This is a genomic window from Polynucleobacter parvulilacunae (assembly GCF_018881715.1).
Classification (GTDB): Bacteria; Pseudomonadota; Gammaproteobacteria; order Burkholderiales; family Burkholderiaceae; genus Polynucleobacter; species Polynucleobacter parvulilacunae.
Genome location: NZ_JACVPW010000002.1, coordinates 1 through 15,791 on the forward strand (window position 1 = coordinate 1; position 15,791 = coordinate 15,791).

1 protein-coding gene is annotated in these 15,791 nt (G+C 45.8%); it reads right to left on the reverse strand.

The features are described from left to right. Nucleotides 1-15,745: autotransporter-associated beta strand repeat-containing protein (locus ICN18_RS05410; RefSeq protein WP_216189493.1), on the reverse strand; the 15,745-nt coding region annotated here is incomplete at its 3' end. Nucleotides 15,746-15,791 lie beyond the last annotated feature (46 nt).

The following is a 15,791-nucleotide window of genomic DNA, read 5'->3' on the forward strand; positions in this document are numbered from 1 at the left end:
ATAAATTGGCTAAGCTAACGGTAGCATTGGCTGTACCGTCGTAGGTCTTGGTGACATTACCAGTCGTGGCTAAGGTGACGGTTGCGGCGCTGATGTTGACGGTATTACTTGCACTTCGTACTGTCAAGCTAGGCAATTGATAGTTACTTACTAACCCACCGGCCGATGCTGTCGCACCAGACTGATTACCCAAAGTAATTGCACTAATGTAATTGCTTGTATTGTCAGCTACGTGACCGCTATTAGCGGTGGCTGCACTATACGTCAGCGTCTCGCCTGCCACGCCAGTTGCAATAGTTACGTTGGTCAAACCATTACTACCGCTGTATACCTGTACATCACTAATAGTGATAGTTTTAGGCGTGATATTGCCTGTAACGCCAGTTTGTTGAACTAGGTTGTAATTGGCTGCATCCGTACCAGAAATGCTGGAATTTAAGGTCACACTTAGGTTGCTGCCGACGTTCTTGCTACTGAAATTACCACTTGCACTTAGTGATACAACATCGCTTACGGAAGATGTTGCATTACTAAGTACGCCACCCAAAGTGCCATTGTTGGTAAATGCCGCTACAGTGCTATTACTATACATAGCATCGGTTACTTGAGTTCCCGAAACAGTCAGGTTTGCCTTGGTAACTTGAATGGTTCCATTGGAGTAAGTGATCGTTCCATAACCCAATGAATTGGTAGTGATGCCAGTAATGCCTGCTGTGTAATTACCTGCTTTTAGGTAACCAGCTGTAGAGTAACCAGCTCCTGCAATATTCAATACTGGTACGTTAGCCGCACCAAATATCTGTGTATATGTATCACCATTTTGAGTGATCGAACTCATCGCACTAGATGTGCTATTTCCATAGACAATCGTTGCATTGCTTGCGCTAATCGTTAAGGTTGGCGCTTCACGATATACAGCATAAGTGCCTGTAGTTAATGCGGCAGATGTTGCGTTGTAACCAGTTACTGTTGCATTACTACCGTACCGGAATCTACCGCTTCCGCTACCAATCAGCGTTGTTAGGCCTGTACTACCCGCAATACCTCCAGTGAACAAGGTAATACGCCCACCAGATCCTGATGAGACATTACCGCTTCCCGACAAAGTGATATTGCCACCTGTTGCCGTTCCGTTAGCCATACCCGATCCAGCATTCAGAATGATTGCACTAGTTGCATTAGTGCTGGTGGTGTTAACCGACTGGGTTAATGCAAGATCACCCGCAACAGTGCTGATATTCACCAAACCACTGGCGTTAACTCCATTAACACCGCTAACAGTTCCAATGGTCAACCCATTGGCATCAACATACGTTACGTTGCTCACATTGCTTGCTGCAAATGTTGTGACGTTATTGCTTGTATTAGAAAGATTGATGTTACCGTTCTGAACCAATAAATTACTTGCAATAAAACCAGCCGTCTGAGTGGCGTTACCACTTAACAGGACCCGATTTAATGCAACAGAACTTAAGGCAGAGTTAATCGCAATGTTGGCTCCATATAAGGATAGATTGCCTGCAAATCCGGTGATTGAACTGTTATAGGCCAAGTTCGCGGTATTCGTTATGGCATATGCGCTACTGTTGGCATAAGTCATTCCGCTGTACTGCCCTATTACCAAATTGGCCAATGAACTAACATTCGCAATCGATAAATTACCAAAAGTAGTGCCACTCGTTGTTGTGAAAGTACCGGTTGTAACGGTTCCATTCCAAGTGCCAGTCGCGCTCCAATCAGCAAGTGCGTTTGGAGCCCAGGTTAAGGTGCCTGAAGTATTAACGGTTAATGCATTCGAACCGATTTTTGGTGTGATCAAGGTGATATTGCCAGTACCAGCATCAATCTTTGTTCCGCTGGCAACCGAAAGAATGGATCCACCGGTCACGGATGCATTACCAGACCAGACCATGACATCGCCACCACTGGTGGTGATGTTGCCATTGAAATCCATAGCATTATTATTGGCAGCCGATGAGCCAGCCGACCCGCCATCACCTACAGTTAAGCCGTTCCAAACCAATGAACCATTTGTGGTTGAGCTACCACCAATCCAGACCATACCGCCATTGGTCGTGATATTGCCAGTTCCGCTATTGCCGCCATAGTTGGTATTGCCATAATCGGACCACTCGACCACATTGGCAGATGTGCCAGTCGCTGAAATATTGCCGTTAATTTGAAGACGACTATTGGATCTCAGAGTGATATTCGAGGTTGCCCCACCCGTTTTTTGGATTGAACCAGCGCTAGACATATAAACGGCGTTGTTATCACTTGCGTTATTGCCCTGAATCCAAATGTCGCCAGTGCCGCTACTAATCATGGCCGCGGTAATGTTGACTTCACCACCGTAGAGATAGATACCACCCTTAACAGTTACGTTGGAATTCCAGTAAGTGGTATAGGTGTTATACGTATTACCGATTGTCAGCTTATTGGGCGTATAGGTAGTGCCGTTGATTGTCGGACTGAAGTTAAACCACGATGTGTATACATCTTGTCCGGATGATGCAGTATCTGATAGCGGCAAAATTGCAATGCTACCGTTAGTGCCGATCGACAAGGCTCCGTTATAAGCCCATGAGTTAGCACGTAACGTCACATTGCCCGTGCCAGTATTAATAGTTGGAGAATTACCATTAAATAACTGAGAGCCACTAATCGTAATATTGGCGTTGGTTGTAGTGACGTTACTACCAGCTAACTGACCTACCGTTCCAACTAAATAAATGTAATTATTGTTAGTAGTGGAAATGTTGATGTTGCTACCACCAGCTAATACATTGCCATACATCACAATGCCGCGATTGCCAGAGCTAGCTGTACCGGTAAGCGTTACATTACCTACATCAGAGATGATGTTGTTATTGTTATTAAAATAAAGTCCTGCTTGGAGACCCGTACCGGTAAGCGTTACATTGCCGCCAGTAGATCGAATGGTGCCACCCTGAGTAGTATTGTCGTAATAAGACCGAATTCCTGAGTAATCATAATCATTGGCACCCGATCCAGATGTCGATCCAGTGATCGTTACATCGCCCTTGGCAATAATGCTATAGGCGCCTCCATCCCATGTATTCAGATAGATACCGGCAGCAGTTCCACAACCCGCAATGTTGATGGAGCCGTTACCCGCATTAATCGTCGCGTTACGGCCAAATAAAACCGCATTACCACTAGACGTATTACCTTGAATGCTGATGTTTCCACCACCAGAATACATTGCTACGTTAGTGGTGCCGCCGCCAAACTCAATTGCCCAATCAGAGTTTTTATTGACTGCGCCAGTTGGAACAACAAAACCAGAAGCATCAGTTGTGGTAGCAGCACCACCGCCAACGATAATGGCGCCGCCTCCACCTGTCTGAGCGGTGCTGCCATTAGCAGAATTTAATACGGTGTTGCCATCTTGAAATACAACCCCACCCAATACCCCACCATTCGAATTCGACCAGAAAGCTAATGAACCATTATTGGTTTGGTAGGTCCGTGAAACGTTCGCACTAAAGATTTGGCCGGTGGCTTTCAGGATGAGAGCGTTACCAGCACCCAAAGAAGTTATATTGGCACCAGAATAAATACTTCCTTGTGCCGTCAGGGAAATAATGCCACCAGACGAGATATTGGCTAATGATAAATACTCGGCGTATGTACTTACACTTGTATTGGTAGTGCCTAAAAGCGTGACATTTCCACTAGTAGACAGAATTTGAGAGCTAGAAGATTCGATGCTAATGCCATAGCTCGAATTTGATGTTCCGCTGATGTTAATCGCGCCAGTTGTTGAACTAATATTGCTCGCACCTGCAAGGTAAATGCCCTGATAACCAGCACCTGAAGTTCCGGTTAAATTAATGCTGCCCGAAGAGGTCTTTACATTTAAAGTACTTTGAGCATGAATACCGCGGTATGGCGTTGAAGAGCCATTCATCGTGATATTGCCGGAGCCTGCAGAGGTATTGAAGTTGGCAGCAGCGTCCAACTGAATGCCCTGACCTGAAGCTCCACCTACCCCAGTTAAGAGAATGTCGCCACCACTAGTTGTGGTGATGTTAACCGCACCTGTGTAATACAAGCCAGGATAACCGGCCCTCGAAATACCTGTGATAGTGACAATTCCACTGGTCGTAGAAATATTGCTAGTGTAAGCCTGGAAACCAGATACGCTTGAGGATGAGCCATTTCCAAATAGCGTAATGTTGCCTGTTGTTGTACTGTAGTTGACTGCACCGCTATACAAGCCACCATAGGAAGTAGAGTTACCGCTAACTGAAATATTTCCAATCGTTGTTGAAATATTAGTAGCACCAGCAAAATACGTTGCCCAACCGCTACTGGAAGTGGCGTTTACCTGGATATTTCCAGATGTTGAGCTAATATTTCCAGCGGAAAGATAGAAACCATAGCCTGTACCTGCAGCACCAGCAATCAAGATATTTCCAGAAGCAGAAGTGAAATTAACGGACGGTGCAGATAAATAGACCCCGTAACCACTGGTAGATGTGCCCGTAATATTTAAATTACCAGTACCAGTAGCATTGAAATTAGCGAAGTTATCGGCAATCAGAACTCCATAATCGCTACCGGTATTTGTTCCAGTAACACTGATGCCTTGAGCAGTTACTGATGTTCCATTGGCGGTTGCGCCGCCCCATGCATTAAATTGAACACCTCGTGAGCCACCAGTTGCGCTATTTCCAATAATTGTTAATGCGCCTGTACCCGCATTGATGAGGGTGGCCCTATCAAACATAATGGTGTAAGAACCATTGCTTGATGCATTCATGTTGATGTTTCCACCACCGGAATACATCTTCATGACCGTATCACCACCACTTGCACTTGGCTGGAATGAAAGTGCCATATTTGCAGCAAATGCTGCACCCGTTGGATTTCCGTTAGCATCTACCGCTGCGCCACCGCCAAAAATGATATTGCCACCACCGGTAGTTTGAGTGATGTTGCCATTAGCAGTATTAAAAGTTGGGCTAGCACCTTCTAGGTTGATACCGCCGCCAGAAGTGCTATTGGCATTACTCCAGAAAACCATGCTTCCGTTATTGGTTTGGAATGTAAGGTTATCTGTAGTTGACTTAATCTTACCAAGAGCCTTGAAAACAAGTGCATTGCCTGCACCTTGTGATGTCACGTTCGTACCTAGGTATATATCTGCGCCTGAGTTAACAGAAATAACACCAGCTGTCTGAATCTTATTGGCGATTAAATAGTCGCCATAGCTTCCGGTCGTATTGCCAGTAATATTGATATTGCCTGAAGTAGAGGTGATATTGCCTACCCCACCAGTGCTTTCAAAATCAAAACCGTAGTAACTTCCAGAGGTGCCGGATAAATTAATATTGCCGGTCGTTGAGCTAATATTTCCCGAATAATAGAAAACACCTTGCGAGCCACTAGAAGATGTACCAGTAACGCTTATGGCACCAGCGCCTGATGCTAAATTTACATTTGAATTTAGATAGGCGCCAATACCGCTGCTACCAGTTTTACCAACAACAGTAATTCCCCCGGCGCCTTGTGTTGTATTGAGATTTACCGCAACACTAGAGGTAATGCCGTAACTAGATACCGCCGTACCATTTAAGGTGATTGAGCCACCAGCAGTTGTAAAGTTTGTTGGGTTGGTGACAAAATTAATACCAGACTGGTTACCGGTCTGATTGCCAACGAGCGAAATATTACCTGTCGTCGTTGTGAAATTACCACCACCCAAATGAATGGCATCGTAACCAAGTGAGCCGGTTACGTTAAACGTAATATTACCCGTCGTAGTTGAGTAATTCGCGGTATATGGCTGAAAGAAGCCTGCCCAAGCTGGCGAATTAGCTATGATCGAAATCGATCCGCCAGCAGTCGACTTCATATTACCCGTGTAATATTCAATCGCACTGGAACTACCCGTTCCATTTAGAGTGATATTGCCAGAAGCAGAAGTAATATTGAAATTGCTGGTTGAGTCAGAGCCCATGTGAATGCCATAGTGGGCTGCTGCTGGAGCTGATACCCCGGTAATGCTGATATCGCCAGAACCTGTTGAGGTAATTTCTGCGCCATTATGAATCATATACACACCAGCTGAACCACTGGAACTTGCATTGATAGTAATACCCTGAGCGGTAATGCTCGTTCCATTCGTTGCACTGCCATAACCATTAAATTCAATACCAACACTGGTAGCGTTAGTCTGAATATTTAATGATCCATTGCCCGCATTGATGACTGATGCGCGACCAAACAACACACCATAACCACCGGTGCTCTTGGCATTAATGGAAATATTACCGCCGCCGGTGTACATACTAGTTATCGTATTGCCGGCACTTGCTGGATTAAAGGCAACGGCATTACCAGCGCTTACTACAGCACCCGTCGGATTACCATTTGTATCAACGGTTGCGCCACCACCAAAAATCAAATCACCGCCACCAGTTGTTTGGTTAGTGGCGCCATTGGCAGTGTTAAAAGTTAAACCAGCATTGGTAAAACTAATGCCACCACCGGAGGTGCTATTAGCATTACTCCAGAAAACCATTGTGCCGTTATTGGTACGGAAAGTTAAATTATCAGCACCAGTGGATATGGTTCCGAGGGCCTTTACTAGCAGCTTTGAGCCTGAATTCGTTTCAGTCAAATTGCTATTTAAAGTAATATTCCCTGCATATAAACTGATTGGGCCAGAGACATTAATGTTGCCTGCGCTACCAATAGTTAAGTTCGCTGTATTTGTCGCGCTACCAATGGTTAAGCTAGTAAATCCATTGGCAACACTGTAGTTAACCGCTTGAGCAGACCCAAAACTCGTGCCGTTTGGCTGAATCAAGATCGTACCGGTACCAATAAAACCTTGAGTAGATGGTGCATTGGTGTTGGTGAAGGTTAATGCGCCACCAGCTACACTGGTATTGCCGGTATATGATGCTGCACCAGTAATATTAACGTTGTTCGCCTGGCTAATGATGACATTTCCGGCACCAGAAATTGCGTTACCAATCGTTAGGTCGTCCGTGTGGTTATAGGTAAGATTGGCACCGCTACTAATATTAATATTAGAACTCGAATTGATACTGCCAACAGTGGTGCCATTACCAATTTGCAAAGTACCCGCTACAACTGAGGTATTGCCGGTATAGGTATCTGATACCGGAATGATCATCGTTCCGGTGCCATTCTGAATTAAATTAACCCCACCAGAAATCAAACCAACCATCGTCAAATTACCAGAACCAATGCTGGAGACATTGAGGTTGTAAGTAGAACTGGCTATGCTGGCAAAATTTCCTGAGAAGGTGCTGGTGCTATTTGCTGAAGTATTAAATTTCAGCAATGAACTTTGATGGAGAGTGCTGTAGTTCGTAAAAGATCCGTTGCCTACAATCTGGGCCGCCCTAAATTCAACAGAGCCTGACTGATCCCAAGCGGTATAGATGTTTGAGCCGCTGATATTAATTGTTCCTGCACCAGCTTTGTACAGCACATTCTCAATATTGTATGGGGAGGTAGATCCTCCAGCTCCATTCACAACACCGTTCAATGTGATGTTGCCATTAGCAGCGCTAGTATCAATTGTTAAGGTGTAGCTATTTACACCCGCACTTGATCCACCCATAAAACCTGACAGATTTGCGCTTCCTGCCGTTACCGTTGTGGTTGCATTTGTTAACGACGTGAGTGCTCCATAACTAGAGCTTGGTTCAGTCGAGTTATAAACAAGTGCACCTGAACCCAAATTCAGATTTCCAGTAAAGCCAATGGCCCCAGCAGTAACGCTTAAGTTACCGTTGCCGCTGTACTTAGTGTTGGGCAACATAACGGCAGTGGCATTATTAAAGAGATAAGTCAGGTTGGCATTATTGGTAATATTTCCAGAACCAATTGTTCCTGTAGAGCCATTGTTGCCAATCTGCAATGTGCCAGCACTAATGGTGGTGTTACCAGAATACGAATTGGATCCTGACAAGATCAAAGTGCTTGAGCTATTTTGGGTTAAGTTACCCGCACCACTCATATTGCCCGACAAAATCTGTCCAGCAGAAGAGTTATATATCAACGTGCCAGCATTACTTATGTTGCCGGCATAACTGCCGTTTCCTAATGCACCTGCACCGCCAAGAATTAAATTACCCGCGGTAATGGTCGTGATACCAGAATAACTATTATTGGCGTTGGTCAGCGTGAGATTGCCGGTAACCAATGTTAGGTTACCGGTGCCAGTAATTGCCAGGCTTTGAGTTAAAGCATCGGTATGGTTATATGCCAAGGTACCGTTATTAATGATGGCATTCGTATTGGCAATAGATCCTACGGTTGTTCCGTTACCAATCTGCAATGTACCAGCACTAATGGTGGTATTGCCCGTGTAGGTATCAGTGCCAGTTAGAGTTAAGGTGGATGAGCCATTAACCACCAAATTACCTGCTCCAGCAATAACCCCAGCATAAGTTGTAGCACTGGTAATTGCATTGGCGGTCAGCGTATAACCTGTTCCGAGATTAATCGTACCAGCCCCAACAAACGAGCCAATCGTATCCGTTGAAGACACGTTATAAGACGCACCGCTACTGATATTGACAATATTGCCATCAGCCAAGCTACCGTTTACAAGCAATGTACCCGCTGACACATTGGTTGTACCGGTATAGGTATTAGCAGCGGTTAAGGCAGTAACCCCTGAGGTATTCTGAGTTAAATTACCTGCCCCAGAAATAATGCCGTTCAGCGTTACATTGCCGGTACCCCCAGATAAAGTTAGCGTGTTGCCATTGGTATTGATAGGCGCGTTAATGGTGAGGTTGCCTGCACCTGTGGCAAAGCTTGCTCCGGCAGCTAAATAAATGTTCGAGCTACCCGAGCCATTAATAACAATATTGCCTGTTGATGTAGCATTCATGGCAGCGGTGCCATTTAAATACAATGCACCGGATGTTGCGGTGACACCTGCAAAGTTAAACGTCAACGTTCCATTGGCGTTTGTAAACGACGGACTTATAGTGGCGGCACCGGTGCTGGCAGTTAAGTCTCCGCTAAGAGCGCTGATATTGAAGGTGACATTACCGCTAGTAGCGGTTGTTGGCGCGGCGCCATACTGAATAACGCCCCAATCATTTGCAGTTTGGGTAACGTTGATTTGTAATGCACTACCACTTGCAGTATTAATTGAAGTATTTGTATAAATACCCATTGCCCAGTGGGTACCGACACCCGAAGAAGCATTGGCAGTTAAGGTAACTGCGCCACTTGTATTTAGGGTTGAATTTGCTTGCAGAGCAATGGAATGAGCGTAAGTCCCAGTTGAAATGCCCAATAAGTTCAACGATGCACCAGATGCTGCGGATAGATTATTAGCGCCCGTCAAATTGACGGCGGTATTCATAGTGGAGGCACCTGACGATGTACCACAGGTGGAGCTATACCCAGCCAAAGTCACATTGCCACTAGATACATTGACCGTGGCGTTATTTAATGTGATGTACGCAGTGCTTGTTGCATTTCCAACCGTATAACTGCCAGCGCTGTAATTAAATGTGAGATTGGCGTTGTTAACAGCAATATTGCCACTACCCAAACTACCAGTCGTTCCTGCATTACCAACTTGGAGCGTGCCATTATTAACGGTTGTTCCGCCAGTATAGGTATCCGTGCCGCTCAAAGTAAGGATGCCTGTACCAACCTTAGTCAAGCCTCCGGCTCCAGCGATGGTACCTGCAAATACTGCAGATGAGTTGTCACCAAAGGCGGTCAGCGTATAGCCTGAGCCAAGATTAATTGTGCCAACACCAGCAAATGAACCAATCGTGTCAGATGCGGAGACGTTATATGCCGCGCCACTGGATACGTTAACAGCAGTGCTATCACTCAAACTACCGCTAACAAATAGGGTGCCAGCAGTAACATTGGTTGCGCCACTATAAGTATTGGCACCAGACAAGGTTAAAGCGCCTGAGCCAGCTTTAATCAGCTGTGCTGTCGAGCCACTAATACAACCGCTATAAGTTGAAGCACCCGATTGATTGACATTGAGCGCCAGTCCCGACGCCACTGCAATATTGCCAGCGCCGGAGACATTTCCGGTTAAATTAATATTGCCAGTTGTGGCATTAGTAGTGGTTAGTCCAGCATTCAGCGTGATATTGCCACCAGTTACAGCAATCGGACCCGACACATTAATCAAGCTACCAACCGTAATATTGGCAGTATTAGTAGCTGATCCGAGCGTCACTGAACGCAGTGAAGAATTCGCTGTGGCACAGAAGGTAATCGATGACGTATCTAAAGCAGTTGTGAATGACGTTCCAAGCGGCGCAATTGTCACGCTGCCGTTGCTAATGAGCTTATACGTATTAGGAGTGGTACCCGTACCGTCCAATAAAATATCATTCGATATAAGGGAGATATTTCCAGTCTGCCCGTACTGGCCAACAGTTATAACTTGAGTGGCATTCGGATTGCTCTGTATACCGTATGAAGTTGTGCCCACCCCTTTTGTACCGGTAAGGGTGATATTGCCTACAGTCGACTTGATAGTTGAGTTATTCAACCAAATACCGGCATTTTGACTTCCAGAGCCGGCATTGGTTCCGCCGGCTCCCGTGATATTGATATCGCCTAGCGTAGAGCTTAAGGTTACATTAGCATCTAGCAATACGCCAATATTCTGGATGCCGGCACTATTTCCACCGGTACCATTAACATTAAGAGTTGAATTTTGAACTGTGATGCTTGCATTTGATATGTACACACCGTAGTTGGAGACGCCAGTAGTTCCACCCGTTCCATTAACAGTAATGTACCCTGAACCAGTTGTACTAATATTGGTATTGCCTAGATAAGTACCGTAGTTTGTACCGCAAGCGGCTGGACCACCGGCACCACCAATACCATTAATGGTGATGTTGCCGCCTGCAGCCTGCATACTGCCACTATCAAAATAAGCACCATAGCGTGGTTCATTTGTTGTGCCAGAGGTAACAGCGTTACCTGACATGTAAACATTGCCACCTGAAGTGCTAATTGTGCTATTGAAAATACCGACGCCAAACCAGCCAACTATGTCATCCTGCTTCGCGCTGGCAGAGCCAACCGTTACTGCTGCAGCCCCAGCGTAAGGGGTCCAGGTTGTTGCACTAGTGACATTACCACCACCGATCCATACGCCACCACCACCAGTTGAAATGGAGTTAAATCCACTGTTTCGCAGTCCGTTGTTTAACCATACGGAACCAATTCCACTACCATCAGAGTCAGCCCAGAGAATAGTATTCAATTTTCCGCCAGCCGTACCATTGCTAATGGTGACATTCACACTGGTATTGACACCATCCCAACCAAGGGAGATAGAATTTTTAGCCTGCAACAAAAGTGAGCCAACGCCACTTGTATTTTCTGTAATATTTGCCATTACAAAAATATTGTTGCCATAAACAGAGATGGGGCCAGAGGTATTTACAACATTTGAAATTGTGACGTTTTGGCTATTAGTAGTATTGCCAATCGTTAGACCAGATTTGGCCCCAATAATGGAGAAGCGAGAGTTCCAATTAAATGGATTACTAAAACTAGAACCACAAGAATTGATGGCTATATTTCCAGTATTGCGGAAATTGTAAGTTCCACCGCTATTAATCTGATCCGCTATTAAGGTAACGTTTCCAGTGGTATTGGTTGTGCCATCACCACCAATATTGAATGTTCCAGAATTGGCAATGCCATAGCCAGAAGAGTTGGCGATACCCACCAATACAACATCACCCACGGCCGATGTGATATTGATTGTGCCGCCATCGCCGTTGATGCCAGCAATAATACGTTGAGCACCCGAACCAGCAGTGCCATTAAGTGTGATGCCGCCATTCGCAGTGATAATTCTATGGATGGCTCCGTCAGAATAAATATTGATACCAGCAGCATGCGAAGTTGCATCATTATTAACACCGCCAACACCAACAATGCTAATGGTGCCATTGCCTGAAGTTTGAATAACGTCACCAGTTCCAGAGTAGACGTTAAAAGATACGATATCTACCCCAATACCGTATATTCCCGTAGGAGTGACAGAGGAACCTTTTCCACGAATACTGATATTTCCGCTACCAGCATTTAATGTCGAGCTATGAAGCCATACCCCCCTGTAGCCAGGAGTCATACCATTAGCTAGGGTCAGGTTTGCACCAGTTGCATATCCGCTACCATCTAGCGCCCCTCCACCCAGCGTAATATTACCGCCACTAGTGTTAACAGTTAGTCTGTCTAGCGCAATCATGCCCGCACCAGAGTTATCCGTATCCCCAGAAAATAAAACTGCACTTCCGTTAGTTGTTACAGCTAATCCAGAAGCATTGGTTGCGATGCTGTCGCGAGCGTCCAATGTAATATTTCCAGCTTGATAAGCAGTAGTTGTAAGGTTGGCATTTAGATTAATTTTTCCACCATAAATACTGATTGGTCCAGCAACAGATAATGCTGTTGTACTGATCGAGACATCCTGAGTATTTGTTGTGCTACCAATACGGAATGAAGACAGTGTGGACGGGAATGTAAACCACCCCGCATCTACACCTTGCCCAAATGAGCCGTTATTAGATTCAAAAACAAAAGCACCGGTTGTATTGGTAATTGTAGGAGTAATGCCTAATGCCGTATTCCAACTCATCGTAGCACCGCGGAAAGTAATATTTCCAGTGCCCGCTGAATAAGTCATATAGTCGAGCTTTAATAGCCCAGAATTATTTGCATCACTATCAGCATTCAGCGTGATACTTCCATTATTGGTTTTAATAGTATTCGCTGAACTTACAGTACTTATATTGTTGGCTGCGTTAATCGTAATCGCCGAACCATTAGCCGTCGTACTCAAGCTTGAATTGAGCGCAACGTTACCTCCATAAACAGTAATTGGCCCAGCAATATTGACCGCGTTTGCAAATGTAATATTTTGAGTATTTCCAGTATTGCCAATAGTCAACCCACCAAGAGATGCGTCGAGACTTAAATTAGTATTTGTGAAGCCTGATGAAAAACTAGTTGCATTTGACAGAATTGCAACATTACCACTGGTGTTAACTGTTGTTGTTGCCGGGAAAGATAAGTTATCACCGGTTAACGTGATGTTACTAGAGGAAGTAGTGACGTTGGTCCCCGCCATTGAGCCCACAGATCCACTGCCAGCAAACCAAAGGGCAACACTTCCCGCCTGAAGATTTTGACCTTTAATGCTAATGTTGCCTGATTTAGCAAGAACATTGCCATTAATTTCGGTGGCAGCGCTATAAGGCGATGTATTCGCCACACCTGAAATATTAATACCGCCTGATCCTGTGGCCTCGATTGTTCCGCCTAATTCCACACCAATAGATTTGGCAGGATTATTAATAGTACTTGCATCGCCGGTAATACTAATAGCATCTACCGCAGCACTGGCAGACCGGAAATTTGAGCCGCCAATATTTACTCCGATGACCCATACGCTACCAGACCCAAAAGCGTTGCCCGTTAGAGCCATCTTGCCGACGCCTGCATCCAGTGCGCTATTACTTACGGTAATTCCAGCATCAGTAGTAGCCAAACTTATGTTTGGGCTTTGGCCGCGTAACGTGATATTACCGCCCCCTGAATTTAACTTACTGCCATCCACCCAAATTCCGTAAGTAAAAGCTGAGGTGCCAGTTGCAAATCCTGTAGCTAAATTAGCGCCGCCACCAAGAGTAATATCGCCACCATTAGTGGTGATGTTTGTCCCAGAAGTTAGGTAGATATGCCCCGCACTAGTATTGTTTGAGGCCCATAAGCTCACACCCAATGTACCGGATGTTGAAGTAATAGTGGCATTTGTTAATGTGATATTGGCTGTAGCCTGCAAGGATAAAATTGCACTACCGCAAGCTGACTTGGTAAGGGTTACGCCATCATTCCAAACGATGTCACCCGTGACTTGATCGTAGACACTCGTACCTGTATTTAATACATTCTGGTATGTGTTGGCAATTGCCTGAGTGATTGTTGCATCTGTTGGATCCAGCAACCATAAACCACCCTTTCCATTGGTCGCACCGGCATTAATAACTACGCCGTCAGTGATAAGCGCATGCCCAGATGTTTCGATCTGACCGCCATCCCCGCCATTGGCTCCGCCTCTCGTAAAGATACTGCCATACACATTCGTTGAGCTATTCGCATTCGTTACATCAGACCAGATGACTACCTTGCCGCCATTACCGTTATCCGTTGCACTCGCATCAATAGTGACGTTTTGCCCCATGTATGTTGTGGTGGCTTGATAGGTGCCGTTGCCTCCTTGCCAATCACCACCCACCAGAACATTGCCGCCACCCGTTGCGCCGCTGACATTGACTGCAGTGTTGTCATCAAGCGTAATGGAGTCACCCAAGATCGTGACGTTACCGCCCTGACCTCTTCTGCTGCGTGAGTTGATGCTGGTGAAACCAGTCAATGCTGCTGTTAGCGGCAATGATGGTGGATTGAATGGATCGCTAAATGGGTTTGTGCTTTGTGCATTTGTGGCAACGACCTGAACTTCACCACCCTGTGTATCACCATCCGCATTAATGCTTGCATCTGCGACTGCAACTTGTGCGCCCGCAATCTGAACTTGTCCGCCACGTTGTGAGCTGCTCACGTCAATGTTGGCATTCACGTTCAGTGTTTGGGTTGCTTGTACTTTTAATGTGCCGCCTTGTACTGGGCTAGTAGCAATGACTTTGCCAGATATGGCCACGGTTTTACCGTTGATCGTGATCGTGCCAGCCTGCTCTGTGTCGCTGCTGACATCTAGCGTGCCAGTATTGGTGACATTGCTGCCTTCCAGAACAATACGGCCGCCTTTTTGACTAACGCCCTTCGCTTCAATCGTGCCGCTGTTGATCACAGTGGCTGCAAGTTGATTCAAAGCGCGCGCAGAAAGAATCACCAATCCATTAGGGGCTTTAATTGCGTAACGGTTTTCTACAAGTACATCAATTTGGCTAGCGGTAACCGTGATACTTTCTAATTTGCTTGATGATCCAAAGTTCAGAGTAATAGCTTCGCCACCTGCCATCGCAACAGTACCAGATTGCGCTAGGAGCAAGCCTGAGTTGCGCACTTCAGGAGCGAGCATGGCGATGTAGCCATTCAGGCTCGTTTGAATGGTGCCTTCGTTAATAACCTTGCCAGTACTACCATTGCGATCAAAGGTAGTGCTACCAGCCATGAAGGCGGCGTCACTCATGCTATGCGTTGTGGCAACTATGCCACCGACGCTTACTTGAGCACCCGGTGCAAAGTAAACACCCGCTGAGTTGAGTAAGTACACCTGACCATTGGCGGTAAGGTTGCCAAAAATTTGACTTGGATTTGGTGAGTTAACGCGATTGAGTGCAACTGAGTTAGCACTTGGCTGCACGAAATTGACAGAGGCTTGTGAGCCAATGTCAAAGGTATTCCAATTAATGGCGGCGCGATTCGATGTCTGCGTCACCGTCATCTTGTTGCCATTGGTCATCATTGAAGCGACACCTGCTGCAATTTGACCGCCTGTTGGCAATTGATTTGGTGCCGGCGGTGCAGCAATGGCAGCGCCACCAGACATGACAGCTGCTACAGCAAAATGACGGGTAATACGAGTCAGCGATTGCTCTTTACCATGTGCGCGGACGATTTCACTCACGGCTACCCATGCGCCCTGGGCTTTACTCCAGATCACCTTGAACATGCGGTTGAGTGAACTATTCATTCGCTGAATTTAATAATTAACTATTCGATATCTTGAAGTTAGCGTG